We start from the raw sequence: 26,126 nt of genomic DNA, 5'->3' as shown, positions 1-26,126 counted from the left end.
GCGGATCAAAGCTTGCGGCGCCTCGTCGACACCACCAACAGCCCCACGAGCCCGACCGCCACCAGCGCCACCGGCACCAGCCGCTCCAGCCGCGGCGCGCCGTCGTCCTTGACGAACGGCGCCCGTACGCCCGCCAGCGTCCTGTTCACGGCCACGAACGCGCGTCCGGCCGTCTGATCCACCGTGGAGACCACCCTGGCCTTGGCGTCGCCGACGATCGTCTTCGGGTGCACCCGCACCCCGATCTCGTCGAGCGTCTCGGCGAGCTGTCCGCGCCTGCGGACGATGTCCGCCTCGATCTGCGCCGGGGTCCTGGAATCCGACACCGCGCTGCCTCCGTCGTCGTGTCCGGTAGTCCTTCGCCGACAGTCTGTCAGCTCCGTCGTCGCCGCACCCGGCGGCACCCCCGATTACGCTCGGCGGCGTACGGCACGACGTCCACCCCGCTCCACCGAGGAGAACCATGAGCGAGCGCCTCCAGCCCGGCGACACCGCCCCCGCCTTCACCCTGCCCGACGCCGACGGCAACGACGTATCGCTCGCCGACCACAAGGGCCGCAAGGTCATCGTCTACTTCTACCCGGCGGCGCTCACCCCCGGCTGCACCAAGCAGGCGTGCGACTTCACGGACAATCTCGACCTGCTGGCCGGCGCGGGCTACGACGTCATCGGCGTGTCCCCCGACAAGCCGGAGAAGCTGGCGAAGTTCCGCGACAAGGAAAGCCTCAAGGTCACCCTGGTCGGCGACCCCTCCAAGGCCGTCCTGGAGACGTACGGGGCCTTCGGCGAGAAGAAGATGTACGGCAAGACCGTGACCGGCGTGATCCGCTCCACGATCGTCGTGGACGAGGACGGCAAGGTCGAGCGGGCCCTCTACAACGTGCGGGCCACCGGCCATGTGGCGAAGATCATCAAGGACCTCGGTATCTGAGGGGCCCGGCGTGAGCGAGGTCCCACTCCGGTGGGACCTCGGTCCGCGATCGCCACGACCGCGCGGAAGGTTCCCTTGGACCGATGGACCGACTCGCCCGAGGAAAGGACCGCTCCTTGGCCGACCGGAAGCACGGGAAGAAGCGCGAGAAGACGGTCGACCCCGCCGCGGTCAAGCGCCACCCGGCCCTCTTCCGCACCATCAGACGGCGCGAGAAGCCCAAGCTGCGCCGGTCCGACATCACCGTCACCGACGAGGCGGCGGTCAAACGGGCGGTGAAGGCGGCTTCCCTGGGCAACGCCATGGAGTGGTTCGACTTCGGCATCTACAGCTACCTCGCCGTCACCATCGGGCATGTCTTCTTCCCGTCGGGGAACTCCACGGTCGAGCTGCTGTCCTCGTTCGCGACCTTCGCCGTGGCCTTTCTCGTACGGCCGCTCGGCGGCCTGTTCTTCGGCCCGATGGGTGACAGGCTCGGCCGTAAGAAGGTGCTCGCCCTGACCATGATCATGATGGCGATCGGCACCTTCGCCATCGGGCTGATCCCCTCGTACGCCTCGATCGGCTTCTGGGCCCCGGCCCTGCTGATCTTCTTCCGGCTGGTCCAGGGCTTCTCCACCGGCGGCGAGTACGGCGGCGCGGCCACGTTCATCGCGGAGTACGCCCCCGACAAGCGCCGGGGTTACTTCGGCAGTTTCCTGGAGTTCGGCACTCTCGCCGGATACATCGGCGCGGCGGGCCTGGTCACCGCGCTGACCGCGGTGCTCGGCCCTGACGGCGTGCGGGCCTGGGGCTGGCGCGTACCGTTCCTGGTCGCGGGACCGCTGGGGCTGATCGGCCTGTATCTGCGGCTGCGGCTCGACGAGACGCCCGCGTTCCAGCGGCTTGAGTCGGACACCGCGCGCGTGTCCGAGGCGGCGGACTCGGTGGAGGTCACCACGAAGGACGATCTCGTCAAGATCTTCCGGCAGTACTGGCGCCTGCTGATCCTGTGCGTCGCGCTGGTCGGCGCGTACAACATCACGGACTACATGCTGCTGTCGTACATGCCGACCTATCTCTCCGACGAGCTGGGCTACAGCGAGACGCACGGGCTGCTCATCCTGCTCGGCGTGATGGCCTTCCTGATGCTGATCATCAATCAGGTCGGCAGGCTCAACGACCGCTTCGGCCGCAAGCCGCTGCTGATGGCGGGCATGCTCGGCTTCTTCTTCCTCTCGCTGCCCGCGTTCCTCCTGATCAAGCAGGGCGGCATCCCGGCGATCACGGCGGGCGTCCTGATGCTGGGCCTGTCCCTGGTCTGTCTTCTGGGCACGATGTCGGCCGCGCTCCCGGCGCTGTTCCCGACCGAGGTCAGATACGGCTCGCTCGCGGTGGGCTACAACCTCTCCGCGTCGCTCTTCGGCGGCACGACCCCGCTGGTGATCACCGGCCTGATCAGTCTGACCGGCGACAATCTGATGCCCGCGTACTACTCGATGGCGGCGGCGCTGGTGGGCGTGGCCGCGGTGTGGCGTATGAAGGAGACGGCCCGGCGCCCGCTGGACGGCTCACCCCCGTCGGTCGCGACCAGCGCGGAGGCGGCGGCACTGGTGGAGTCGCAGTCCCCCGAGCCCAGGTTCTGACCTACGTTCAGCCGCCTGCCCGGTACGATGGCAGGCGGCTGGCGGCGGTGGCGCAATGGCGACGCAGCAGACTTAGGATCTGTGGCCCGTGATAGGGCTTGAGGGTTCGAATCCCTTCCGCCGCACATGAACGGCCTGCGAATCAAGGATTGATGCGCAGGCCGTTTCCGTGCTCCCGGCGGTCAGCCCAGGAGCTCCTTGACGGCCGGGACCAGGGCCCGGAACGCCTTGCCCCGGTGGCTGATCGCGTTCTTCTCCGCCGGGGAGAGTTCCGCGCAGGTACGGGTTTCGCCGGACGGCTGGAGGATCGGGTCGTAGCCGAAGCCGCCCGTACCGGACGGGGACTCCCGGAGGGTGCCCAGGAGGCGGCCCTCGACCACGCGTTCCGTGCCGTCCGGGAGTGCCAGGGCCGCCGCGCAGAAGAAGTGGGCGCCGCGGTGGGGTGCGGCGATGTCGGAGAGTTGGGCCAGGAGCAGGTTCAGGTTGGCGGTGTCGTCGCCGTGCGTGCCTGCCCAGCGGGCGGAGAAGATGCCGGGGGCGCCGCCGAGGACGTCGACACAGAGGCCGGAGTCGTCGGCCACGGCCGGGAGTCCGGTGGCGTCGGCGAGGGCATGCGCCTTGAGGAGCGCGTTCTCCGCGAAGGTGACGCCGGTTTCCTTGACGTCGGGGATGTCGGGGTAGGCGTCCGCGCCGACGAGGTCGTGGGGCAGACCCGCGTCGGCGAGGATGGCCCGGAGTTCGGTGAGTTTCCCGGCGTTTCGGGTGGCGAGGATCAGGCGGGTCATGCCCCCAGTATCGGACCGGTCCCGGAGGGGCCGGTCAGGGGGTGCAGATCTTGCCGATCTCGGACGCGGCGTCGGTGATGGGGGCGAGATCGGGGGCGGTGTCCCCGTTCTTGACGGCCGTACGGACATTGTCGACGCCCTTGCCCAGGTCGTCGACGGCCTTGCTCAGGTCCGCGTTGTCGGTCTGGTCCCCGAGGGTGTCGAGCTTGCTGTCGATGTCGTTGAGCGTCTCGTCGATCTTGAGCGGGTTGTCCCCGGCGTTGGAGACGGCCTGCTGGAGGTCGTTGACGCTGCCCGCGATGGCGTCGGCGGTCTTGACGCAGTCCAGCGCCTTGTCGAGGGCGCCGCAGCCGGCCGTGAGGGGCAGGGCGAGTGCGGCGGTGGCGGCGAGTGCCAGGGTGATGCGGCGTCGGCGTATCGGCGCGGCGGACATGGTGCGGTTCCTCTCCGAGGTGTGGACGGGCGCACGGTTCGGTCCGTGCGCCCGTGTGGGTGGAGACGCCCCGGGGTTCTTCTTGGTTGCGTCTTTACCCGGCGGGCCCGGCCCGCGAGGCCCTGCTCAGAGGCTCTGGTCGAGCGCCGTCCGCTGGATCGCGGCGAGGTCGGCGCAGCCGCCGGTGGCGAGATCGAGGAGCGCGTTCAGTTCCTTGCGGTCGAAGGGCTCGGCCTCGGCGGTGCCCTGGACCTCGACGAAGCGGCCGTCGCCGGTGCAGACGACGTTCATGTCGGTCTCGGCGCGGACGTCTTCCTCGTAGCAGAGGTCGAGGAGGGGGGTGCCGTCGACGATGCCGACACTCACGGCGGCGACGGTGCCGGTCAGCGGGCGGCGTCCGGCCTTGACGATCTTCTTGCCCTGGGCCCAGGCGACGGCGTCGGCGAGGGCGACATAGGCGCCGGTGATCGCCGCGGTACGAGTGCCGCCGTCGGCCTGGAGGACATCGCAGTCGAGGACGATGGTGTTCTCGCCGAGCGCCTTGTAGTCGATGACGGCGCGCAGCGACCGGCCGATGAGACGGCTGATCTCGTGGGTACGGCCGCCGATCTTGCCGCGTACGGATTCGCGGTCGCCGCGGGTGTTGGTGGAGCGCGGCAGCATCGAGTACTCGGCGGTGACCCAGCCTTCGCCGCTGCCCTTGCGCCAGCGCGGGACGCCCTCGGTGACGGAGGCGGTGCAGAAGACCTTCGTGTCGCCGAAGGAGATGAGGACGGAGCCCTCGGCGTGCTTGCTCCATCCACGTTCGATGGTGACGGGACGGAGCTGTTCGGGGGTTCGGCCGTCGATACGAGACATGGGCCCGAGCCTATAGGGACCCGCGCGAAGGGCCTGTTCCGGTGGTCCGGATCAGGCCCTTGGGTGATTCTGGGTGGCTGTCAGCGCTTCACATCATGTCTTCGATCTCACCGGCGATGGGGTCGGCGTCGGTGCCGATGACGACCTGGATCGCGGTGCCCATCTTCACGACACCGTGGGCGCCGGCGGCCTTCAGGGCGGTCTCGTCGACGAGGTCGGGGTCGACGACCTCGGTGCGCAGGCGGGTGATGCAGCCCTCGACCTCTTCGATGTTGTCGAGTCCGCCGAGCCCGGCGACGATCTTCTCAGCCTTGGTGGCCATGTCTTTCTCCCTGACTGTCGAACTGACTGGCGAAAAGCACTGTGAACCGTTTCGTCACGGTAACGCACGGTTGGACCATCTTCACGGGCGCGCGTTCACCACGTACCCAATGATGACGATCAACGGCGCCCCGCCCGCGACCGGCCCTCGGGAGCCTATCGCAACTGGTCTACACCAGTCGGGAACGACGAGAGGGTGCCGATGAGCTCCGACAGCACGGCAGCGCCGCGGCGGAGGCCGGCGCCGCCGTGGAAGAGCTGGCGGAACGGATTGTTCCAGGGGCTTCAGAAGATCGGCCGCAGCCTCCAGCTCCCGGTGGCCGTGCTGCCCGCCGCCGGGCTGCTCGTCAGCCTCGGAAATCTCTTCGCCGCGTATCTGCACGGTCCGTTCTGGGACAGGACCGCGAAGGTGCTGAGCCTGGGCGGCGGCGCCATTCTGGACGGCGCCTTCGGGCTGCCGCTGCTCTTCTGCATCGGGGTCGCGATCGGCTTCGCCAAGAAGGCGGACGGCTCCACCGCGCTCGCCGCGGTCGTCGGATTCCTCGTCTACCACGGTGTGCTGGCCGCCTTCCCGGTGGGGGGTTCGGTGACGAGGGCGACGCCGGAAGGCACCCCGCAGAACCCCGGTGTGCTCGGCGGCATCCTGATCGGGCTGCTCACGGCGATCGTCTGGCAGCGGTTCCACCGTACGAAACTGGTCGACTGGCTCGGCTTCTTCAACGGCCGCCGTCTGGTGCCGATCCTGATGGCCTTCATCTGCACCCTCCTCGGCGTGGCCTTCGGACTGCTGTGGCAGCCGGTCGGGGACGCGCTGACCGCGTTCGCCAAACAGCTGATCGATCTGGGCGCGTGGGGCGCGGGCATCTTCGGGGTCGCCAACCGGCTGCTCATCCCCATCGGCCTGCACCAGTTCCTGAACACCTTCTTCTGGTTCCAGGCCGGTCAGTACACCAAGCCGGACGGCACCGTCGTGATGGGCGATCTGACCCGGTTCTTCGCCGGGGACCCCTCGGCGGGCCAGTTCATGTCCGGGTTCTTCCCGATCATGATGTTCGGCCTGCCGGCCGCCGCGCTCGCCATCGCGCACAGCGCGCGCCCCGAGCACCGCAAGAGGGTGACGGGCCTGATGGCCTCCCTCGCGCTGACCTCGTTCGTCACGGGCGTGACCGAGCCGCTGGAGTTCTCCTTCATGTTCGCCGCGCCCCTGCTGTACGGTGCGCACGCGCTGCTGACCGGTGCCTCGATGGCGATCACCTGGGCGCTGGGGGTGCACGCGGGGTTCAGCTTCTCGGCCGGCCTGATCGACTACGTGGTCAACTGGCACCTCGACACCAAGCCCTGGCTGATCATTCCGATCGGCCTGTGCTTCGCCGTCGTGTACTACGTGGTGTTCCGGGTCGCGATCAGGGCGTTCGACATCCCGACGCCGGGCAATGAGCCCGAGGAGCTGGAACAGGCCGTCGAGAAGCAGAACACCCAGCCCTGACGCCGCGGGCTATGGCCCAGGCCACAGCGTCGAATATCACCGCCGCGGGTTCCTTATGCGATTCACACCGTGCTACAACTGGTCTACACCACTGATGGTGTAGACCACGCGGCCGTGTGCCGTGTTCCCCCTGGAGGAAGTTGATGTCCACGGCCAGCGCCGCCGCTTCGGCGGACAAGAAGCCCTCGGCGGGCAAGAGCAAGAGCAGCGGCGCGATGGCCGTGATGCAGCGTATCGGCCGCAGCCTGATGCTCCCCGTCGCCGTCCTGCCCGCCGGCGCCCTGCTGGTGCGCCTCGGCAACGCCGACATGCTCGGCCGTGACTCGTTCCCGGCGTTCATCACCAAGATCGCCTCGTTCATGGCCGCGGGCGGCAACGCCATCCTGGACAACATGCCGCTGCTCTTCGCGGTCGGCATCGCGATCGGCTTCGCCAAGAAGGCGGACGGCTCCACCGCGCTCGCCGCCGTCACCGGCTACCTCGTCTTCAAGAACGTGCTGGCCACCTTCACCGACTCCAATCTGCCCAAGGTCGCGGCGGTGGTCGACGGCAAAATAGTCATGAACGACGCGCCCGTCGACGCGAAGGTTCTCGGCGGGGTCGTCATGGGCATCGTGGTCGCGCTGCTCTACCAGCGGTTCTACCGGACGAAGCTGCCCGACTGGGCGGGCTTCTTCGGCGGCCGTCGCCTCGTACCCATCCTCTCCGCCTTCGCGGGTCTGATCATCGGCATCGTCTTCGGCTATATCTGGCCGGTCCTGGGCGCGGGGCTGCACAACTTCGGTGAGTGGCTGGTCGGCTCCGGCGCCGTGGGCGCGGGCATCTTCGGGGTCGCCAACCGCGCGCTGATCCCCGTGGGGATGCACCACCTGCTGAACTCGTTCCCGTGGTTCCAGGCCGGCACGTTCGAGGGCAAGAGCGGCGACATCAACCGCTTCCTGGCGGGCGACCCGACGGCCGGACAGTTCATGACCGGCTTCTTCCCGATCATGATGTTCGCTCTCCCGGCGGCCTGTCTGGCGATCGTCCACTGCGCCCGCCCCGAGCGCCGCAAGGTCGTCGGCGGCATGATGCTGTCGCTCGCGCTCACCGCGTTCGTCACGGGCGTGACCGAGCCGATCGAGTTCACCTTCATGTTCATCGCGCCGGCGCTGTACGCGGTGCACGCGGTGCTGACCGGTGTCTCCATGGCGCTGACCTGGGCCCTCGGCATGAAGGACGGCTTCGGCTTCTCGGCAGGCGCGGTGGACTTCGTCCTCAACCTGGGCATCGCGACCAACCCATGGGGGCTGGCGCTGGTCGGGCTCTGCTTCGCCGCGCTCTACTACGCGATCTTCCGCTTCGCGATCACCAAGTTCAATATCCCGACGCCGGGCCGGGAGAGCGACGAGGAACTCGCCGAGTTGCAGAAGGCCGAGGCGAAGTAACCTCTCCGCACGCTCCGTGGGCCCGGCCGTTGTCAGGAACGGCCGGGCCCACGGCCGTGCGTGGGGGCCCACGGCCGTGCGTGGCCCGGCCGCCCGTCAGATCTCGTACACCGTGCCGGGCACGGCCAGCTCCGCCGGGCCCGCGTACACATCGCGCGCGTCCGCCAGATTCCGCTCGGCGTCCGTCCACGGCGGGATGTGCGTGAGCACAAGCCTGCGCGCCCGCGCCCGCGCGGCATGGGCGCCGGCCTCACGGCCATTCAGATGGAGCCCCACGACATCCTCCTTGCCGTGCGTGAAGGCCGCCTCGCAGAGGAACAGATCCGTATCCTCCGCCAGCTCCACCAGCGGCTCGCACACACCGGTGTCCCCCGAGTACGTGAGCGACCGGCCGCCGTGCTCGACCCGGATACCGAAGGTGTCGACGGGGTGCGCGACCTTCTCCGTCCGTACCGAGAAGGGGCCGATGTCGAAGGAGCCCGGCTTGAGCGTGTGGAAGTCGAAGACCTCGCTCATCGACTTGTCGGAGGGCGTGTCCGCGTACGCCGTGGTAAGGCGCTGCTCGGTGCCCTCGGGGCCGTAGACGGGCATGGCGTCACAGCGTCCGCCGTCGAACCGGTAGTAACGGGCGACGAAGTAGGCGCACATGTCGATGCAGTGATCGGCGTGGAGATGGCTGAGGAAAATGGCGTCGAGGTCGTAGAGACCAACGTGGCGCTGCAACTCGCCAAGGGCGCCGTTACCCATGTCGAGGAGCAGCCGGAAGCCGTCGGCCTCTACGAGGTAGCTGGAGCAGGCCGATCCCGCGGAGGGGAACGAGCCTGAACAGCCGACGACGGTGAGCTTCATGGAGCGGGAACCTCCGTGGCATGGAAGGGGGGCGACGGGGGTCGTGCGGTTCGTCGAGCGTAAGGCGCGAAAGGGCGGGTCGCTCCTCCACAGTGGGCCGTTGTGGGGGAACTCACCTGGCCTGTCACCGGTTCGGCGTGGGGGTTCGCCTCCGGCGGTGCGGCTCCCGGTGGGGGTGCGGGGGGTGCGGTCGCGTTCTCGTCGGCCGGGGGCCGGGGCCTCCGGAGGTACATGTCCGGACGGCATGATTTACGTCGCGACCCTCGCCACAGTCAGGGCACGGGCGGTCGCGCGCCACAAATCACGCTTTAGTGTCCGGACACGCACCTCCTACGCCCCCGACCCCCTCCCCCCGGTGGTCGGCCCCACTCACCGCCTCGGCCAGGGTCTTGGGGACGGGTTCGGCCCGATGGCCCCGGTACCCGGCACCACGACGGACCCGCACACGACCACCGGCCCGAGCCGAAACGGACCCCGGACAACGGCCCCCGCCGGAAGGCGCTACGCCCAGAGTTGACCGCGCAGCGTCTCGATCGCCTCTTCCGTCGTCGTCGCCGTGTAGACGCCCGTCGACAGGTACTTCCAGCCCCCGTCCGCGACCACGAACACGATGTCCGCGCTCTCGCCGGCCTTCACCGCCTTCCGGCCGACACCGATCGCCGCGTGCAGCGCCGCCCCCGTGGAGATCCCCGCGAAGATTCCTTCCTGCTGGAGCAGTTCACGGGTACGCGTGACCGCGTCCGCGGAGCCGACGGAGAAGCGGGTCGTCAGGACGGACGCGTCGTACAGCTCCGGTACGAAGCCCTCGTCCAGGTTGCGCAGACCGTAGACCAGGTCGTCGTAGCGCGGCTCCGCGGCGACGATCTGGATGCCCTCGACGTTCTCGCGCAGATAGCGCCCCACGCCCATCAGCGTGCCCGTCGTGCCCAGGCCCGCCACGAAGTGGGTGATGGAGGGCAGGTCGGCCAGGATCTCCGGGCCGGTGGTGGCGTAGTGGGCGCCCGCGTTGTCCGGGTTGCCGTACTGGTAGAGCATCACCCAGGACGGGTTCTCGGCCGCCAGCTCCTTGGCGACCCGTACCGCCGTGTTGGAGCCGCCCGCCGCCGGGGACGAGACGATCTCCGCCCCCCACATCGCGAGCAGGTCGCGCCGCTCCCGCGAGGTGTTCTCCGGCATCACACAGACGATGCGGTAGCCCTTGAGCCTGGCCGCCATGGCGAGTGAGATGCCGGTGTTGCCGCTGGTGGGCTCCAGGATGGTGCGGCCCGGGGTCAGCCGTCCGTCCTTCTCGGCCTGTTCGACCATGTGCAGGGCGGGCCGGTCCTTGATCGAGCCGGTCGGGTTGCGGTCCTCCAGCTTGGCCCAGATCCGGACGTCGTCCGACGGCGAGAGCCGTGGGAGCCGGACCAGGGGCGTGTTGCCGACCGCCGCCAGCGGGGAGTCGTACCGCATCAGACCGGGTACGTTTCGAGCGCGCCGCCGGCCACGGCCGGGAGGATGGTCACGCTGTCGCCGTCGGCGAGCTTGGTGGAGACGCCGTCGAGGAAGCGGACGTCCTCGTCGTTGAGGTAGACGTTCACGAAGCGGCGGAGCTGGTTGTCCTTGGCCGGGTCGATGAGCCGCTCCCGAATGCCGGCGTGCCGGGTTTCGAGGTCGTCGAAGAGCGCGGAGAGCGTGTCGCCGCTGCCCTCGACGGCCTTGGCGCCGTCGGTGTAGGTGCGGAGGATGGTCGGAATGCGGACCTCGATGGCCATGACATGGGCTCCTGATCGGGAGATGGCGTGACGGGCGCGCGGCTGGGGCCCCCGCGCGAGGGGGTGGTGCGTACGTACGGAAAGCTGCGCTCGGGGCCGTGGCTCAGCCGGCGGCGCTGGGACAGATGGCACTGGCGAGGCGGCACAGATCGACGTGCAGCCGCGCCACGAGCAGCGGGGTGCTCGGCGTCTTGTCGCTCACGTCGTGGAAAACCATGCGGTCATCGTATCGATTCCCGATCCGCGGTCCGGCATGTGATCTCGTATCCCGGACGGTCGCTATCCGTCAGGCGGACGGCGGGAGATAGACCACGGTCGGCGCGCCGGTGGCGGGATGCGTGCTGACCTCGGCGCTCACCCCGTAGACGGCGGCGAGCAGCTCGGCGGTGAGGACTTCGCGCGGGGTGCCGGAGGCGACGATTCGCCCCTCTTGGAGGACATAGACGCGGTCGCAGTAGTACGCGGCGAGGTTCAGATCGTGCAGGGCCAGCAGATTGGTGGTCCCGGACTCCCTGATCAGGGTGAGGATGTCGAGCTGGTAGCGGATGTCGAGGTGGTTGGTCGGTTCGTCGAGTACGAGCAGGGCGGGCCGCTGGACCAGGGCGCGGGCGACCAGCGCGCGCTGGCGTTCGCCCCCGGAGAGGGAGGGGAAGGCCCGGTCCGCGAGGGCGGCGATCCCGACGCGGTCGAGGGCGGCTTCGGCGAGGGCCGCATCGTCGGCGGTGTCCGCCTCCCAGAAGCGTTTGTGCGGGGCGCGGCCCATCGCGACGACCTCGCGGACAGTCAGCTCGAAGTCCGGCTGTCCGTCCTGCGGGACGGTGGCGACACGGCGAGCCCTGGCCTTGGGGGTCATGGCGAGCAGGTCGTCGCCGTCGAGCAGGGCCCGTCCGTGGCTGGGGCGGAGCGTTCCGTAGACACAGCGCAGGAGGGTGGTCTTGCCGCTGCCGTTGGGGCCGACGAGTCCGACGGTCTCGCCGGGGGCGGCGGTCAGGTCGGCGCTGTCGACGAGCCGGCGGCCGTCGGCGGCGTAGGAGAGTCCTTCGAGCCGGAGTGACGCCGTCATGCGGGGGCTCCTTCGGGGCGGCGGCGCATCAGCCACAGGAGGGCGGGGCCGCCGGTGAGCGCGGTGAGGACGCCGACGGGCACGTCCTGGGGCGCGGCGACGGTACGGGCCGCGAGGTCGGCGACGACGAGGAGGACGGCTCCGCCCAGCGCCGCGACCGGCAGCAGGGCCCGGTGGCCCCCGCCGACGGCCATTCTGGCGGCGTGCGGGACGAGCAGTCCGATGAAGCCGACGGCGCCGCTCGCGGCCACCAGCACGCCGGTGACCAGGGAGGCGAGGACGAAGACCGCGGCACGGAAGCGCCCGGTGTCCAGGCCGAGTACGGTCGCGCCCTCCTCACCCGCCAGCAGCAGATCGAGCGGCCGGGCCAGCGTCATGAGCAGCGTGGTGCCGAGGGTGAGGACGATCGCGGGCAGGACCAGGGTGGACCAGCGGGCGCTGCCGAGTCCGCCGAAGGTCCAGTAGACGGCTTCCTGGAAGTGCTCGGGGCGTGCCGAGATGATCAGGATGAGGGTGGTGAGCGCGGAGAGGATGTACGAGACGGTGACCCCGGCGAGGACGAGCCTGCCGCCGGTCATCGTGGAACGGCGGCGGGCCAGCCCGTACACCAGCGCCAGTGCGAGGAGCGAGCCGGCGAAGGCGGCGGCGGGCATGGCGACGGTGGTGGTGATCCCGCCGCCGATGCCGAGGACCATGACCAGGACGGCGCCGGCGGACGCTCCGGAGGAGATGCCGAGGAGGAAGGGGTCGGCGAGCCGGTTGCGTACGAGCGCCTGGAGGACGGTGCCGACGACGGCGAGCCCGGCGCCGACGACCACGCCGAGCAGCACGCGCGGCAGCCGTACGTCGAGCACGATGGTGCGGAAGGGGCTGGGGTCGGCGCCGCCGGTGAGGATGGTGATCACCTGGCCGGGCGGGATGCGTACGGAGCCGAGGGCAAGGCCCGCCACGACGGCGGCGGCGAGCGCCGCCGCCAGGCAGCCGAGCACCAGGGTGTAGCGCAGCCGCCCGTGGCCGCGCGGCCTCACTTGACGGACTCGGGGTGGAGCTGCGCGGCGAGCCGTTCGATGGCGTCGGGCGCGCGTACGCCGAGGACCACGTCCGAGAGGGGCATGACGGCGAACCGCTCGTTCCTGATCGCCGGTACGTCCTTGAGCACGGGGTCCTCCAGCAGCCGCTTCTTCTTTTGGGCGACGGTGGTGGAGCCGTAGTCGTAGATGACGATGACATCCGGCTTGCGGGCGACGACCTGTTCCCAGGTGGCGTCGCCGAAGGACTTGTCGAGGTCGGCGAAGACGTTGCGGCCGCCGGCGCGGGTAATCAGCTCGTTGCCGATGCCGTTGCCGCCGGCGGTGAAGGCGGTCTTGTCGCCGCTGTCGTAGACGAAGACGGAGAGCGGCTCGACGCCCTTGAGCAGGGCCGCGGTGTCCGTGACCGTGGTGCGGGCGTCGGCGATCCACTTCTCGGCGCGGTCGGCGACGCCGAAGGTGCGGCCGGTCTCGCGGACCTCCTGGTAGATGTCGTCGAGGGAGGTCTTGTCCTTCGGACAGTTCTCCAGATTGAGCCGGGTGTCGATGCCGGCGGCCTTGAGGTCATCACGACCGCGGCCGTCCTTGGCGGCGAAGGCGCTCGCGTAGCCGCCGTAGACGAAGTCGGGGTTGGCGGCGAGCAGCCGCTCCTTGGAGGGGTACTCCTTGGCCAGCACCGGGACGCTCTTGTACGCCTTCTCGTAGGCGGGGAGTATTCGGTCGTCCAGCCAGGCGGTGCCGACGAGGGACTTCTCCAGGCCGAGCGCCAGCATCACTTCGGTGACGTGCTGGTTCATGGTGACGACCCGCTTCGGCGGCGCCTGATAGGTGGTTTTCACCCCGCAGTTGGTGACGGTGTACGGGAAGCCGGGCGCGGTGGTCGCGGCCCGCGCGCCGTCCTCCGTGTCCGGTATGGTGGCGCCGCCGCAGGCGGTGAGCGGGAGCAGTACGGCGGTGATGACGGCGGGCACGAGCGCACGGCGGCGCCGGGACAGCACAGACACGGCAGGGCCTCCTCCGGGGGATTTCCGCGTCCCCTGGCTGGTGGGAGAAGGGCGGCAGGTCAGTTCCTGGCTGCCAAGCTGGGCTTGGTCACAGTGGCGGGACCGCGCCGGATTCACACCGGCTTCCTGATCCCCACCGCCTCGGTTCGGCGCTCAGTTTGTCAGACCGCCCGAGCCCCGCGATCGGCGCCCGTCCGAGCACCGCGATCAGCGCCTCAGACGATCTCGACGTCCTCTTCCGTGACCTCGCCCTCGACGATGCGGTACGAGCGGAACTGGAAGGGGCCCGCTCCGTCGTGATCGGCGGTGGAGACGAGGACGTAGTGGGCGCCCGGCTCGTTGGCGTACGTGATGTCCGTACGGGAGGGGTACGCCTCGGTCGCGGTGTGCGAGTGGTAGATGATCACCGGCTCTTCGTCGCGGTCGTCCATGTCCCGGTAGAGCTTGAGCAGATCCGCCGAGTCGAACTCGTAGAAGGTGGGCGAGCGTGCGGCGTTGAGCATGGGGATGAACCGCTCGGCCCGGCCCGTCCCGGCGGGACCCGCGACCACGCCGCACGCCTCGTCGGGATGGTCGGCGCGCGCGTGCTCGACGATCTTGTCGTGCAGGGCCTGGGTGATGGTGAGCATGGAGAGAATATAAAGGGACGAGGGCGGCCCCCGGATCCGGGAGGGAGTCTTCCGGTTCCAGGGGCCGTCACGGTCTCGGCGGGCTATTCCGCGGAGGCGTACTCCCGGGTGGGGTCACCCGCCGTGGCGCGCGGCGCGCGGCGCTTGAGGACCTGCCAGCCGATCAGGAGACCGACCGCCCAGACCGCCCCCACATAGAGGGAGATTCGCGCGTCCTCGTCGTACGCGATCAGACAGGTGACCAGGGCCAGGAAGCCCACCGCGACCCAGCTGAACAGCGAACCGCCCGGGGCGGGGAACGACGAGGCGGGCAGCAGGCCCGCCCGTACCCCGCGCCGGTAGCGGATATGGCTGATCAGGATCATCATCCAGGTCCAGATACCGGCGGCGGTGGCCACGGACGTCACATAGCCGAAGGCCTTCTCCGGGACGATGTAGTTGAGGACCACACCGATGCCCATGAGGGCGACGGAGACGGTGATGCCGAACGCCGGGGTCTTACGGGAGTTGAGCCTGCCGAAGAGCTTCGGCGCCTGGCTGTTGGCGGCGAGGTCGCGCAGCATCCGGCCGGTGGAGTACATGCCCGAGTTGCAGGAGGAGAGCGCGGCGGTCAGCACCACGAAGTTGACGATGCCGGCCGCGAGCGGGATGCCCATCTTCTCGAAGGCGTGGACGAAGGGGCTGGCGCCCGCCGAGAACTCGGTCCACTTGACGACCGCGAGGATGACGGTCAGCGCGCCCACGTAGAAGACGATGATGCGCCAGGGCAGTGTGTTGATCGCCTTGGGGAGGGTCTTCTCCGGGTTCTCGGACTCGCCCGCGGTGACGCCGACCAGCTCGACGGCGAGATAGGCGAACATCACGCCCTGAAGGGTCATCAGGCTGGAGCCGATGCCGTTGGGGAAGATCCCGTCGTGTGCCCAGAGGTTGGAGGCGGTGGCGGTGTCGCCGGCGTCGGAGAAGCCGAGGGTGAGCACACCGAGACCGATGACGATCATTCCGATGATCGCGGTGACCTTGATCATCGAGAACCAGAACTCGACCTCGCCGAAGATCTTCACCGAGATCAGATTGACGCCGAAGAGCACCACCAGAAAGACCAGGGCGCTGACCCATTGAGGGATCTGCGGGAACCAGAAGTGGATGTAGATGGCCGCGGCGGTCAGTTCCGCCATCCCGGTGACGACCCACATCAGCCAGTACGTCCAGCCCGTGGCGAAGCCGAAGAACGGACCGAGGAACTCTCTGGCGTACTCCGCGAAGGAGCCGGAGACCGGCCGGTAGAGGAGCAGCTCGCCGAGCGCCCGCATGATGAAGAAGATCACGACGCCGGCGAGGGCGTACATGAGGATGATGCTGGGTCCGGCCTTGGCGATATTCGCTCCGGCGCCCATGAAGAGCCCGACGCCGATGGCGCCGCCGATGGCGATCATCTGGACCTGACGGCTGCCGAGCCCGCGCTCGTAGCCCTCCTCCGGGGCGCTGCCGCCGGTCGGTCCTGAGGCGGTCCCGTCGCCGCCGTACTCCTTGTCGACCTGCGCAGAGGTCATGGTCGTGCGCCCTTTCTCCATGCAGATCCGCGCCGTGCTCGGCCGCGGACCAGTTCCCGATCCCCCCGGATATGGATGGAGTGCCGCCGGCGGTCGGCCGGCCGAAGCACCCCCGGGGACAGGGGTGGCGTCCCCGGGGGGTCGTGCAGATCTATCACGGCGAACCGGGCGATCAGCGGAGCACGCTGTGGCACAGGCCACAGGGAGAAGCGGATAAATCGCACCGCGAACCGCAAAGGTCGCCGGAGCGGTGACGGGATCGTTATGGCGAATTGAGCGTCACCTGAGCGTACGGAAGGCGGCCTGCCGGGAACGGGCATATGACACACGGGAGTCAGGGCATGAGGGTTTCGACGAGCGATTCCTGGAGCGCGCCGAGCCAGAGGTACGCCATCACCATCGGCTTGCGCGGATCGGAGTCGGGCAGCCGGTACAGCTCGCCGCCCTCGTCCTCGTCGGAGACCTCCAGGCGCGTGCCGATGGTCAGCCGCAGATCGTTGAGCGCGCCGAGCCAGTGCCGGCAGTCGTCGGCGGTCAGCTTGAGTACGGCCGCGCCCCCCTCCTCCACGGCGAGCGCGTCCAGCGTGCGGACCAGCGCCATGCCGTCCTCCCGCTTGCGGCCGCGCAGGTCGTTCTCCGTGAACCGTCTGAACTCCGAGGAGAATTCGCGCAGTTCGTCGTCGTCATCGCCGTACGCGTCCGGGAAGAGCCGGGCCAGCGCCGGATCGGCGGGCGGCTCGCTGGGGCCCTCGCTGAAGAGCGAGGCGAGCGGGTCCTCGCCCTGGGCCGGCTCGTCGCCGGGCCCTATCAGCTCCAGCAGCTGCACGGCGAGCGAGCGCAGGATCGAGATCTCGACCTCGTCGAGCGCGACGGCGGCGCCACCGCCCGGGATCGCCTCGAACTGCCCGGCCATCAGGCGCGGTCCTGCGAGAGGGTGGCCCACAGCCCGAATCCGTGCATCGCCTGTACGTCGCGCTCCATCTCCTCGCGGCTGCCGCTGGAGACGATCGCGCGGCCCTTGTGGTGGACGTCCAGCATCAGCTTGTGCGCCTTGTCCTTCGGATAGCCGAAATAGGTCTGGAAGACATACGCCACATAACTCATCAGGTTGACCGGGTCGTTGTGCACGATCGTCACCCAGGGCACGTCGGGTTCGGGGACGGCGAAAGTCTCCTCGGCCGATTCGGGGCGTTCGATCTCAGTCGGGGCAACACTCACGGTTCGGGACGACCTTCTTCTCTGCGGGGGCGTGCCGGAATTCACAGCCTCACATGAACCATGCTGCCACCCGTCGCGGCGTGTCGCACAAACGGCGACGAGAAATCGTCAGAGTGACGAGTATTGGGTAGCATCGTCGTATGAACACTGCGGATCTGGGTTTGCCGGAGGGGGAAGCGCGCGAAGCGCATCCGGACAAGAGTGGCGGCGGGCGACGGGTGGGCGTGCCGTCGACCGCGCTCTTCACCGATCAGTACGAGCTGACGATGCTCCGGGCGGCCCTCCAGGCCGGGACGGCCGACCGGCGCTCGGTTTTCGAGGTCTTCACCCGGCGGCTGCCCGGTGGCCGCAGGTACGGGGTCGTGGCCGGCACCGGACGCGTCCTGGACGCCGTGGAGAACTTCCGGTTCGACGCGGACGTCCTGGGCTTCCTCCGGGAGCAGGGCATCGTGGACGAGGCGACACTCCGGTGGCTGGCCTCGTACCGCTTCAGCGGGGACATCTGGGGCTATCCGGAGGGCGAGGTGTACTTCCCTGGCTCGCCGATCCTGCGGGTCGAGGGCTCCTTCGCCGAGTGCGTGCTGCTGGAGACCGTGATCCTGTCGATCCTCAACCACGACTCGGCGATCGCCGCGGCGGCCTCCCGGATGGCGGCGGCGGCGAGCGGGCGCGGGCTGATCGAGATGGGCGCGCGCCGTACGCACGAGCTGGCCGCGGTCGCCGCGTCGCGCGCCGCGTACGTCGGGGGTTTCGACACCACCTCGGACCTGGCAGCCGGGTTCCGCTACGGCATTCCGACGGTGGGCACCAGCGCGCACGCGTTCACCCTCTTGCACGACAGCGAACGGGACGCCTTCCGGGCGCAGATCGACTCGCTCGGCCGCGGGACCACGCTGCTCGTCGACACGTTCGACGTGGCCGAGGCCGTACGGACCGCCGTGGAGATCGCCGGCCCCGAGCTGGGCGCCGTCCGGATCGACTCCGGCGATCTCCTGCTGGTCGCGCACCGGGTACGGCAGCAGCTGGACGAGCTGGGCGCGGTGAACACCAAGATCGTGGTGACCTCCGACCTGGACGAGTACGCGATCGCCTCGCTGGCGGCGGCGCCGGTGGACGCCTACGGCGTCGGCACCCAGCTGGTCACCGGCAGCGGGCATCCGACCTGCTCCATGGTGTACAAGATCGTCGCCCGTGCGACCTCGGCCGACCCGAGGGCCCCGCTGTACCCCGTGGCGAAGAAGTCGCTGGGCGGCAAGACCTCCATCGGCGGGCGCAAGTGGGCCGCGCGCCGACGGGACGCCGAGGGGTACGCCGAGGCCGAGGTGGTCGGCACGGGCCCCGTACCGCAGGAACTGCTGGACCGGCAACTGCTGGTGCAGCTGGTCAAGGGCGGCGGGATCGTCGCGCGCGAGCCGCTGGACGCGGTGCGCGAGCGGCATATCGCGGCGCGCGCGGGGCTGCCGATGTCGGCGATCCAGCTGTCGCGCGGCGAGCCCGTGATCCCGACCGAGTACGTGTGAGGCGGACGGGACGGTGGTAGCCGTGGGAAAGAGGGGGAATCGGCGGACACGCCCCACCCCCGACCCCCTGCCGTCACGGGAGCGGAGTCTCTAGGCTCGCCCTCAAGGATCGAAAACGTCCCCGAACACTCCCCGTCGCCCGCCCCCACTCGCCGCTCCCGCACCGGCACCCGCTCCCCATCGAAGGATGACCGCCATGCACCGCGCATTGATCGTCGTAGACGTGCAGAACGACTTCTGTGAGGGCGGCAGCGTCCCGGTGGCGGGTGGTGCCGAGGTGGCCGCCGCCGTCACCGATCTGATCGGCCGCGCGACCCCCGGATACCGGTATGTGGTCGCCACCCGTGATCACCACATCGACCCCGGTGATCACTTCGCGACGCCCCCGGCCGTCGCGGACTTCGTCCACACCTGGCCGGTGCACTGCGTGGCGGGCACGGAGGGCGTGGGTTTCCACCCGAATTTCGCCCCGGCCGTCGCCTCCGGCGCGATCGACGCGGTCTTCGACAAGGGGGCGTACTCGGCGGCGTACAGCGGCTTCGAGGGCGCCGACGAGAACGGCGTCCAGCTGAGTGACTGGCTGCGGTCGCGTGCGGTCGCCGAGGTCGATGTGGTCGGTATCGCCATGGACCACTGCGTACGCGCCACGGCCCTGGACGCGGTCCGTGAGGGCTTCGTCACGCGCGTACTGCTCGATCTGACCGCCGGGGTGAAGCCGGAGACCACTCAGCGGGCCATGGAGGAGCTGCGGGCGGCGGGCGCGGAGCTGACCGGGCGGCCGGTGGTCCACGCCGCCTGAGGCGCTTTCACCGGCTTTTCCGATCGCTCCGGGCCCCCGCCCCGGGCCCTCGGGCCCTCCGGCGCGCCCGTCAGTACCCCGCCCGCGCCGGGGGCCTCAGCAGCGCTCGTATCGGCTGCCAGAGCTGCTCCAGACACTCCGGTGTGGTCCGCCACAGCAGGCCGTCCGGGTGATGCAGCACCGCGGTGATCTCGTCCGGTGTCGGGGGCTCCGCGTTGCCCCGCAGATAGACCGCCCGCAGCCCCAGGTTCCGCAGCCTGGTCAGGGCGCGGGCCCGGTTCGCGGCGTGCACCAGAACGCGCACCGTACCGCCCTCGGCCGCCGGGCTGGGCAGGGTCAGTGCCACCACCACCGTGCCGTTCGGGAGCTTGCTGAAGCCTCCGCCTGCCATGTCCTTCATCTCCCCCGTGAGACATCGTGTCAATAAGAGATCGTAGGACGCACCTAAACACGATCGGCCGCCGCCCGCTAGAGGGCGACGGCCGATCACACACTTGACCTGCGGTTACTTGGGGTTACCTCGTCGAGGGACCCACCTTGACCGTCATCGTCTGCCCGTCCAGGGGCTGGCTGACGATGCTGATCTTGGTGTTCGTGTCAGTTACCCGGACGCTGCCGCCCTTGTTCTCCTCGCTCCAGTAGGTGCCCTTGCGGTCGTCGAAGACCGGGACACCGAGCTGGGGTGCGATCCGCGTCAGCTTGTCCGCCTTGTGCAGCGACAGACCGGACGTCGGCCACCAGCTGAACGCCGCGTCGTACGCCTGGATCCGGTTGCGCATCAGCGTGCCGTCCGCCCACTTCAGCGGCTTGGCGTGGGCGTCGATCGGCAGGATCAGACCCTCGCCCGGGTGCTGGCTGGTGTTGTTGTTCTGCTGCGAGGTGTCCCACTGCCAGATCAGCAGACCGGGCTGGTACGGGAAGTGCTCGACCTTGCCGTCGAGCGGCGCGGTGAAGCCGAAGTTGTACGGGCCGACCTTCAGGGTCTTGTCGTACGAGACGTACTGACGGTTCTCGGCGATGTAGTACTGGTCGTAGTCCTGGGTGAAGGACTCGCCGATACGCGAGAAGCCCTTCGCGGTCCAGCCCGCGTCGTCGCCCTCGGCGTTGTCCGTGAAGACCGGAGCGCCGTCGGCGATCAGGTTGATCTCGTCCGCGGTGAAGCCCTTGCCGCCCGCGCCGCCGTCCGTCTGGTAGCGGAAGCGGAGGTCGAACTTCTGGCCCGCGTAGGCGTCCAGCGAGTAGACGAGCTTCTTGTACGCGCCCGAGACACCGGTGAGCGCCGGCTTGTCGGCGGCGTCACGCGGAATCGACGTGCCGTCGGCCGTGCCGTCCACCGGCGTGTAGTTGGCGCCGCCGTCCGTCGACACCTCGGCGTAGAGGTAGTCGTAGTCGGCCTCGATGTCCCACCAGCCCTGGAGCTCAAGCGACGCCCCGGACTTGCCGGTCAGATCGACCGAACGGGTGAGGGTGTTCTTGAGGTCGTCACCCATGTCGCTCCACCACTGCTTGGCGCCCTCGGTGGGCTTCACCACGCTGGTGGTCGTGGACTTCTTGGGCAGCTCGACGACGAGGGCCTGCGGGTTCTTGGTGTTGTACGCCGAGACGCCCAGCTTGTGGGTGGAGTCCGTCGCGGCCTTGGCCTTGGCGTAGTTGAGCCAGCCGAGCTGGAGCTTGTCCCAGGCGGTCATGTCGCCCGGCAGGTCGCCTATCGCGTCCTTGCCGGTGCCCAGCCAGGAACCCGACGACATCAGGGACCAGAAGGCGGTGGAGTTCTCGCCGCCCGAGGTGTCGTACAGGTCGGGCAGGCCCAGGTCGTGGCCGTACTCATGGGCGAAGACGCCGAGACCGCCGTTCTCCGGCTGCATGGTGTAGTCGCCGACCCAGATGCCGGTGTCGCCGATCTGCGTACCGCCGGCCTTGTTGTCGGCCGGACCCGTGCTGCCCGCGTTGGTGCCGTACGCGTACCAGCGGTGGGCCCACAGGGCGTTCTCGCCCTGGGCGCCGCCGCCGGCCGACTCGTCCTCGCCCGCGTGCACGATCTGGAAGTGATCGATGTAGCCGTCGGGCTCGTTGAAGTCGCCGTCGTTGTCGAAGTCGTAACGGTCCCACTGGTCGTACTGGGCGAGGTCCGCCTTGATCTCGGCGTCCGTCTTGCCCTGCGCCTTCTGGTCCGCGGTCCAGGCGGTGACGCCGTCGCGCACCGCGTCCCAGACGTTGGCGCAGTTGGTGCTGCCGCAGTAGTTCGAGCCGTAACGGGCCTCGTTGTAGTCGACCTTGACCCAGTCGGAGACCTCGCCCTCGACCGAGTAACGGCCGGAGGAGGTCTTCTCGTAGTAGGTCTTGAGCGACTCCTTCTGCTTGCCGCTCGCGTCCTTGCCCTCGCCGAAGTAGAGGTCCTGGAAGTGCGCCTGGTTGTAATCGGCCTGCCAGGCGGTGGAGTTGTCGACCTTGCGGTCGGGCTCGGCTATCTCGTTGTGCAGGGGGCCGGGCTCGCCGCCGTACTTCTTGACGGGCGGCAGCGGTCCGTCGGCACCGTCCGGGTCGTACATCGTGGTGTCGTCGACCTTGTCGCCGAACTCCACGAGGATGGTGAAGATCTTGTCGGTCTTCTCCCGGCCCAGCTCGACGTACTTCTTGTCGTCGAGCTTGACCACCTGGGAGCCGCCGCGCTTCTGCACGGTGGCGTCACCGGCGATGACCTGCTGGAGCGCGGCCTCGCGCTGCTGCTCCTGCCGCTTGCTGAACGGGCCTTCCAGGTCGTGTTCGACGTGGCCCTTCTGGGGCGCCGGGTCACGGCGCTCGATGTCCGCGGAGCCGGACTCGGGGTTGTTCTGGGCCTGGGCCGTGGTGAAAGCTGAAGCCGTCGCCGCGGTCGCGGCCAGCGCCACGATCACCGCGGACAGTCTTCTTGCCCGTCGATTTCTGATCACTTGATGCTGTTCCTCCCCGGCGCACGCGATCCGCGGACCGGGGGTGAGGGATCCGCGCGCGTTTGCGCGTCATAAGTGACGACATTGGACCGGAGTTGAAGGAGAAAAGACAGACCTTGACTTGAACTGGTCAACTGCACTATGCGGCCTTCCAGTTCCGCTATCCGGACATGACTCCGGAGAGGGCGGATTTCGGACAACCGGCGCACCGATCCGGCCCATTGGCAAGGGGCGTGACTCGATGCGCCCCCCATGCACCGGCACCGTGGGTGAGGTCACGCTTACTACTCGCTCCGCCCGGGCATCCACCGTCGTAGAGTCGCTTGGCAGTGCGACCCGCCCTGCGGCGTACGTGCGAGATATGCGCAATACCCCCCAACACCCCCGAATATGACGCCCCGAGGGACGGATTCCGCCATGCCGCGTCCGACTGCCGCACAGCTCGCCTACGGCACCGCCACCGTCGTCTGTTCCACCCTCGTCATGCTGATGCTCTCCGGCACCACCGCCGGTCTGGGCATCGCGTTGATCGGGCTCGCCGCTCTCAGCCTGGGGCTGCTGGTCGCCGTCACCATCCCCGCCGGCCGGGCCAACGGCCGTACCGCGACGGCGCGTACGGCCCCCGCCCCGCATCCCGCCACGCCCCGGGCGACGAGCGCCCCGAGGCCCGGACCGCGCGCCGAGGCCCGGCTGGGCCAGCCCTCACTGCGCCGCTGACACCACGACCGTCCTGGCGGCCTTGTCGTGCAGACCCTGCCGATAGGGCCTGCTGGTCACGATCGACACGATGATGATGGCCCACCAGATACAGAGGCAGCACAGCAGCGCCGGCACCCAGAGCACCGCCGCGCGCAGCAGCGCGGAGCCGGTATCGGGGACCGAGCCGTCGTTCAGCATCGCGACACGCAGCTTCATCCAGCGCTTGCCGAGGGTCTGCCCGTACTTGCGGTTCATCAGGGTGTCGTAGCCGACGTACAGCACCATCGAGATGACCGACCAGATCCACTGCGTGCCGGTATTCACCTGATTGGTGACCTCGTCCCACGCCCCGGTGTTGTTCGCGGTGTTCCAGCCCCCGACGAACAGCGACACGATCCCCAGCGGGATGAAGATGATCAGGGCGTCGATGACCCGGGCGAGGAACCGCGTGCCGAACGGAGCGAGCGGCGGCATCCCGGCGAGCGGATCCGTGCCGCCGTACGGTCCCCCGCCATAGGCGTTCGAGTCGTACGGCGAGCCCGGGGGCGGCTGCCCGCCGGCGCCGCCGTAGGGGGCACCGTACGGGGAGTCGTACGGTGCCCCCCGCGGCGGGCCCTGCGAGGGCCCGGGCCCCTCGGGCGAAGGCTCCCCGGGCGGGGGCCCCTGCGGCTTCTTGAGGAAAGGGTCTTCCTCCGGGGGCTCGCCCGGCGGCGGCTGATCATGGCTCATACGGGCAGTGCATCGCGCCGGGCAGGGGCCCGCAACGGCTTGCCCGCCGTTCGGAGGAACGCCCCGGCCGGTGACCGGACGCGTGTCGGGTCACCGGCCTCGGCTCAGCCTGACACGAACGTGTGGGCCGCCTTGTCGTGCCAGCACTGCCGCCAGGGCCGGTCGATCAGACACCAGAGCACATTGACGACACCCACGACGAGCACCCCCAGCACGCCGTAGACGAGCCAGCGGCGCAGCGCGGCGCCGAACGCCGGGGCCTCATGGGACTCGATGTCCCGTACGTCGAGACCGCACAGCCTCTTGCCCAGCGTACGGCCCCATTTGGCGGTCGGCAGCGCCTCGTACAGCGCCCCGACGATCAGCAGCGCGGCGAGCGCGGCGCCCAGATACGCCCCGGTCGTGCCGTCGAGCAGCCAGACGGTGACGGTCTCCCCGGTCCGCTCGGCCACCGCGATCTTGTCGTCGATATGGGCGAGGGCCCTGGAAACGAGCGGGTACGCGATGGCGCCGACGATCGCGCCCAGCACCACGGTGTCGATCAGCCGGGCCGCGAACCGCTTGCCGAGGGCCGCGGGCCTGGCGTTCGCCTGAGCCTGCGCGGCTTGCAGGAACGGGTCGTTGACCGGCGGCTTCCACGGTACGACGGGCTGGTCCGGCTGTGCGGGCGTCGCGAGCGGGTGCGCCTGCTGGGCCCAGGACGCGGCGCCGCCCCCGGCGCCGGGACTGACCGGCGCGTGCTGACCGCCCGCCGGCGGGGAGTGCTGCGGTCCGGGAAGCCGGGGCCGTTCCGCCACCCGGCCCGCGCCGTCAGCCGCCTGGGCCGGCACGCCGGGGGCCGTGGTGCCCTCGGACCGCGCCGTGGCGCCCGCCGGGGCGTCCTCGTTCTTCGCGCGACGCGCGGCGCGCAGGGCGCGGATGGCCATGGTGCTGTCGACGGCCCCCGGCCCGCCCTCGTGAGGCGCCGGTGCCCTGCGGGGGTCGGCCGGGCCTTCGGCGCGGCCGGTCCCGGAGCCGGTGTCCTCGCCCGAGCCGGGCCTGACGCCGCGTCGTATGGCGCGGATCGTGACCGTGCCGTCGGTGAGCGGTGGACCGTCGCCGGGACCGGGACCTGAGGCGAAATCGGACCCGGACCCGGACCCGGAGCCGGACCCGGAATCCGAGCCGGAGCCCGGGCCTGGACCCAGCGCGCGTACCCCGGGCAGGGCGCCGCCGGTCGGATCGCCGGGCGTGGGCGCGGGCAGTTCACGGGCGGGCTCGGGCGCCGGACCCGGAACCCGCGGATCCGGCCGCGCCGCTCCCCAGGACACCCGGGCGTCGCGCTCACCGCCGAAGCCGGTCTGCCGCGAGGCGTCGGCCTGCCACGCGGACGCCGGTTCCTGACGGGGCTCCTGACGCGGCTCCTGGCGGGGTCCCTCGGGAGGATCCTCGTCGAAGAAGACCGGCCCGGTCTCCTCGACGGCGGCGGACGGCGCGGAGGTGGCCGGGTCCGCCGGGGAGGTACCGGGCGTCGCCTCACCGCCCTGCGGCGCGGGCCGACTCGTGCCGGGCACCCACGCGGCGCCGTTCCAGTACCGGACATATCCAGGGATGGACGGGTCCGGATAAAACCCTTCCCGGGGTACGTTCCCGCCGTCACCAGGAGGAGTAGCCACTGACCCCAACTCCGTTCACTCACACCATTGTCCAAGGAGGACAGTAACGAAGAACACGAGGCCCTGAGAAAGGAGACCGGCAGAAACGACCGCGTTCCCGCGGCGGACCGCGGACGCCGATGCGAAGCGTGAGGTCCCGGGGTGGGATTCGTTCGTCAGGGCGTACGGAACACCGTACGCATGTGCCCCGCCGGGTACGCGTCGGAAGTCCCGCGAAATTCATCGCCGAAGTCGCGTCATAGTCGGCGGGGCAGCGCCTCTCCACTGGTACGGCCCCCGCGTCGGGCCGCTCGCCAGGAAAGGAAGTGCCGCTCATGCACACCGTGGTGGAACGCGAACTGGAACTGAATCTGGTGCTGTCGCCCGAGCGCGGCATCCCTGTCCCGGCCCGGCTGGTCTATCGCACGGACGATCCGTACGCCGTGCACATCACCTTCCACATCGGCTCGGACAACCCGGTGAACTGGACCTTCGCCCGCGAACTGCTGGTGGAAGGGGTGTTCAGGCCCTGCGGGCACGGCGATGTGCGGATCTGGCCGACGAAGATCGACGGGCGCACCGTCCTCTGTGTCGCCCTTTCCTCACCCGACGGCGACGCGCTGCTGGAGGCGCCCTGCGCGGCGGTGTCCGCGTGGCTCGAACGGACGCTGCGGATCGTGCCACCGGGTACGGAGTCCGAGCGGCTCGGACTCGACGACGGGCTGGCCGCGCTGCTGGCCCCGACGCCGGCCGACGATCTGTGGCTGCGGGCCCCCTGGCCCTCGGACGAGTCCGTGGACGACGAGGCGTAGGCGCTGTCGTCCGGACCCGCCGGTGCGCGCGGGCCGTCTCGC

At 69.7% G+C, this 26,126-nt stretch carries 27 protein-coding genes, 1 tRNA gene, 1 pseudogene and 1 riboswitch; of the genes and pseudogenes, 9 read left to right on the top strand and 20 right to left on the bottom strand.

Features of this window, described 5'->3' with window-relative positions; all coding sequences use genetic code 11:
• Positions 1-5: 5 nt before the first annotated feature.
• Complete coding sequence (locus ABTZ59_RS17595; RefSeq protein ID WP_351397683.1) at positions 6-326, bottom strand: DUF3618 domain-containing protein; 321 nt, start codon at positions 324-326, stop codon at positions 6-8.
• A 137-nt stretch (positions 327-463) separates the two neighbouring features.
• On the opposite strand from ABTZ59_RS17595, the gene bcp reads away from it, so the two are divergent.
• The 3 genes from bcp (at position 464) to ABTZ59_RS17580 (ending at position 2,681) form a co-directional block, all read left to right on the top strand.
• On the top strand, positions 464-931 hold the full coding sequence (gene bcp / locus ABTZ59_RS17590) for a thioredoxin-dependent thiol peroxidase (RefSeq protein WP_351397680.1): 468 nt from the start codon (positions 464-466) through the stop codon (positions 929-931).
• Positions 932-1,047: 116 nt separating this feature from the next.
• Positions 1,048-2,556 carry a glycine betaine/L-proline transporter ProP gene (gene proP / locus ABTZ59_RS17585; RefSeq protein WP_351397677.1) on the top strand — a complete coding sequence of 503 codons (1,509 nt, stop codon included), beginning with the start codon at positions 1,048-1,050 and terminating at the stop codon, positions 2,554-2,556.
• Positions 2,557-2,597: 41 nt separating this feature from the next.
• Positions 2,598-2,681, top strand: a tRNA-Leu gene (locus ABTZ59_RS17580).
• Between the two features lie 57 nt (positions 2,682-2,738).
• On the opposite strand, the gene rdgB is transcribed toward ABTZ59_RS17580, so the two are convergent.
• The 4 genes and pseudogenes from rdgB to ABTZ59_RS17560 form a co-directional block, all read right to left on the bottom strand.
• Positions 2,739-3,341, bottom strand: coding sequence for an RdgB/HAM1 family non-canonical purine NTP pyrophosphatase (rdgB, locus tag ABTZ59_RS17575; RefSeq protein ID WP_351397674.1), 603 nt, complete (start codon positions 3,339-3,341; stop codon positions 2,739-2,741).
• 34 nt (positions 3,342-3,375) lie between these two features.
• A complete protein-coding gene (locus tag ABTZ59_RS17570; RefSeq protein WP_351397671.1) occupies positions 3,376-3,774 on the bottom strand; it encodes a hypothetical protein in 399 nt (132 codons plus the stop codon).
• Positions 3,775-3,900: 126 nt separating this feature from the next.
• On the bottom strand, positions 3,901-4,632 hold the full coding sequence (gene rph / locus ABTZ59_RS17565; RefSeq protein ID WP_351397668.1) for a ribonuclease PH: 732 nt from the start codon (positions 4,630-4,632) through the stop codon (positions 3,901-3,903).
• Positions 4,633-4,720: 88 nt separating this feature from the next.
• Positions 4,721-4,963: pseudogene (locus ABTZ59_RS17560) on the bottom strand (PTS sugar transporter subunit IIB); the annotation flags it as partial.
• 192 nt (positions 4,964-5,155) lie between these two features.
• On the opposite strand from ABTZ59_RS17560, the gene ABTZ59_RS17555 reads away from it, so the two are divergent.
• Together ABTZ59_RS17555 and ABTZ59_RS17550 are read left to right on the top strand one after the other, a co-directional pair.
• Positions 5,156-6,439, top strand: coding sequence for a PTS transporter subunit EIIC (locus ABTZ59_RS17555; protein ID WP_351397665.1), 1,284 nt, complete (start codon positions 5,156-5,158; stop codon positions 6,437-6,439).
• Positions 6,440-6,582: 143 nt separating this feature from the next.
• Positions 6,583-7,866, top strand: a complete 1,284-nt coding sequence (locus tag ABTZ59_RS17550; RefSeq protein ID WP_351397662.1) for a PTS transporter subunit EIIC — start codon at positions 6,583-6,585, stop codon at positions 7,864-7,866.
• 96 nt (positions 7,867-7,962) lie between these two features.
• Here the strand turns inward: ABTZ59_RS17550 and ABTZ59_RS17545 are convergent, their stop codons facing one another.
• The 11 genes from ABTZ59_RS17545 to clpS all read right to left on the bottom strand — a co-directional run bounded on the left by ABTZ59_RS17545 (position 7,963) and on the right by clpS (position 16,961).
• Complete coding sequence (locus ABTZ59_RS17545) at positions 7,963-8,715, bottom strand: MBL fold metallo-hydrolase (protein WP_249953324.1); 753 nt, start codon at positions 8,713-8,715, stop codon at positions 7,963-7,965.
• Positions 8,716-9,216: 501 nt separating this feature from the next.
• On the bottom strand, positions 9,217-10,167 hold the full coding sequence (locus ABTZ59_RS17540; RefSeq protein ID WP_351397659.1) for a PLP-dependent cysteine synthase family protein: 951 nt from the start codon (positions 10,165-10,167) through the stop codon (positions 9,217-9,219).
• Complete coding sequence (locus tag ABTZ59_RS17535; RefSeq protein WP_351397656.1) at positions 10,167-10,469, bottom strand: MoaD/ThiS family protein; 303 nt, start codon at positions 10,467-10,469, stop codon at positions 10,167-10,169. The genes ABTZ59_RS17540 and ABTZ59_RS17535 overlap by 1 nt, the downstream gene beginning before the upstream one ends.
• 103 nt (positions 10,470-10,572) lie before the next feature.
• On the bottom strand, positions 10,573-10,686 hold the full coding sequence (locus tag ABTZ59_RS17530; RefSeq protein ID WP_326612102.1) for a putative leader peptide: 114 nt from the start codon (positions 10,684-10,686) through the stop codon (positions 10,573-10,575).
• Positions 10,687-10,755: 69 nt separating this feature from the next.
• Positions 10,756-11,532, bottom strand: coding sequence for an ABC transporter ATP-binding protein (locus ABTZ59_RS17525; protein WP_351397654.1), 777 nt, complete (start codon positions 11,530-11,532; stop codon positions 10,756-10,758).
• On the bottom strand, positions 11,529-12,560 hold the full coding sequence (locus ABTZ59_RS17520) for a FecCD family ABC transporter permease (protein WP_351397652.1): 1,032 nt from the start codon (positions 12,558-12,560) through the stop codon (positions 11,529-11,531). Before ABTZ59_RS17520 ends, ABTZ59_RS17525 begins: the two co-directional genes overlap by 4 nt.
• Positions 12,557-13,555: an ABC transporter substrate-binding protein gene (locus ABTZ59_RS17515; RefSeq protein ID WP_351397808.1), complete on the bottom strand. Its 999-nt coding sequence runs from the start codon at positions 13,553-13,555 to the stop codon at positions 12,557-12,559. The genes ABTZ59_RS17520 and ABTZ59_RS17515 overlap by 4 nt, the downstream gene beginning before the upstream one ends.
• Before the next feature lie 45 nt (positions 13,556-13,600).
• Positions 13,601-13,750, bottom strand: a riboswitch (cobalamin riboswitch).
• A 29-nt stretch (positions 13,751-13,779) separates the two neighbouring features.
• Positions 13,780-14,193, bottom strand: a complete 414-nt coding sequence (locus ABTZ59_RS17510) for a M67 family metallopeptidase (protein ID WP_351397649.1) — start codon at positions 14,191-14,193, stop codon at positions 13,780-13,782.
• An 83-nt stretch (positions 14,194-14,276) separates the two neighbouring features.
• Complete coding sequence (locus ABTZ59_RS17505) at positions 14,277-15,743, bottom strand: amino acid permease (protein WP_351397647.1); 1,467 nt, start codon at positions 15,741-15,743, stop codon at positions 14,277-14,279.
• Between the two features lie 334 nt (positions 15,744-16,077).
• The gene (locus ABTZ59_RS17500) at positions 16,078-16,656 is read right to left on the bottom strand and encodes a DUF2017 domain-containing protein (protein ID WP_351397644.1); all 579 of its coding nucleotides are present in this window, start codon (positions 16,654-16,656) and stop codon (positions 16,078-16,080) included.
• A complete protein-coding gene (gene clpS, locus ABTZ59_RS17495; RefSeq protein ID WP_030355090.1) occupies positions 16,656-16,961 on the bottom strand; it encodes an ATP-dependent Clp protease adapter ClpS in 306 nt (101 codons plus the stop codon). The genes ABTZ59_RS17500 and clpS overlap by 1 nt, the downstream gene beginning before the upstream one ends.
• 140 nt (positions 16,962-17,101) lie before the next feature.
• Here clpS and ABTZ59_RS17490 point away from each other — a divergent pair, with 140 nt between their 5' ends.
• Both ABTZ59_RS17490 and ABTZ59_RS17485 read left to right on the top strand, forming a co-directional pair.
• On the top strand, positions 17,102-18,481 hold the full coding sequence (locus ABTZ59_RS17490) for a nicotinate phosphoribosyltransferase (RefSeq protein ID WP_503003025.1): 1,380 nt from the start codon (positions 17,102-17,104) through the stop codon (positions 18,479-18,481).
• A 196-nt stretch (positions 18,482-18,677) separates the two neighbouring features.
• Positions 18,678-19,280 (top strand): isochorismatase family protein, encoded by a 603-nt coding sequence (locus ABTZ59_RS17485; RefSeq protein WP_351397641.1) that lies wholly within the window; start codon positions 18,678-18,680, stop codon positions 19,278-19,280.
• Between the two features lie 70 nt (positions 19,281-19,350).
• Here ABTZ59_RS17485 and ABTZ59_RS17480 read toward each other — a convergent pair whose 3' ends face one another.
• Both ABTZ59_RS17480 and ABTZ59_RS17475 read right to left on the bottom strand, forming a co-directional pair.
• Entirely contained in the window at positions 19,351-19,671 is a 321-nt protein-coding gene (locus tag ABTZ59_RS17480) for a hypothetical protein (RefSeq protein WP_249953334.1), read from the bottom strand.
• 124 nt (positions 19,672-19,795) lie between these two features.
• Positions 19,796-22,210 carry an immune inhibitor A domain-containing protein gene (locus ABTZ59_RS17475; protein ID WP_351397636.1) on the bottom strand — a complete coding sequence of 805 codons (2,415 nt, stop codon included), beginning with the start codon at positions 22,208-22,210 and terminating at the stop codon, positions 19,796-19,798.
• A 417-nt stretch (positions 22,211-22,627) separates the two neighbouring features.
• On the opposite strand from ABTZ59_RS17475, the gene ABTZ59_RS17470 reads away from it, so the two are divergent.
• A complete protein-coding gene (locus tag ABTZ59_RS17470) occupies positions 22,628-22,927 on the top strand; it encodes a hypothetical protein (protein WP_351397632.1) in 300 nt (99 codons plus the stop codon).
• Here the strand turns inward: ABTZ59_RS17470 and ABTZ59_RS17465 are convergent.
• Positions 22,913-23,638 (bottom strand): RDD family protein, encoded by a 726-nt coding sequence (locus ABTZ59_RS17465; RefSeq protein WP_351397629.1) that lies wholly within the window; start codon positions 23,636-23,638, stop codon positions 22,913-22,915. The genes ABTZ59_RS17470 and ABTZ59_RS17465 overlap by 15 nt on opposite strands.
• Positions 23,639-23,742: 104 nt before the next feature.
• Positions 23,743-25,293, bottom strand: a complete 1,551-nt coding sequence (locus ABTZ59_RS17460) for an RDD family protein (RefSeq protein ID WP_351397626.1) — start codon at positions 25,291-25,293, stop codon at positions 23,743-23,745.
• A gap of 314 nt (positions 25,294-25,607) precedes the next feature.
• Here ABTZ59_RS17460 and ABTZ59_RS17455 point away from each other — a divergent pair, with 314 nt between their 5' ends.
• Positions 25,608-26,084: an SsgA family sporulation/cell division regulator gene (locus ABTZ59_RS17455; RefSeq protein WP_351397623.1), complete on the top strand. Its 477-nt coding sequence runs from the start codon at positions 25,608-25,610 to the stop codon at positions 26,082-26,084.
• Positions 26,085-26,126 lie beyond the last annotated feature (42 nt).

Source organism: Streptomyces sp. NPDC094034, from assembly GCF_040303865.1.
In the GTDB taxonomy this organism is placed as follows: domain Bacteria; phylum Actinomycetota; class Actinomycetes; order Streptomycetales; family Streptomycetaceae; genus Streptomyces.
Note: the sequence above shows the minus strand (reverse complement) of the source record. Positions and strands in the feature narration are given on the sequence as shown.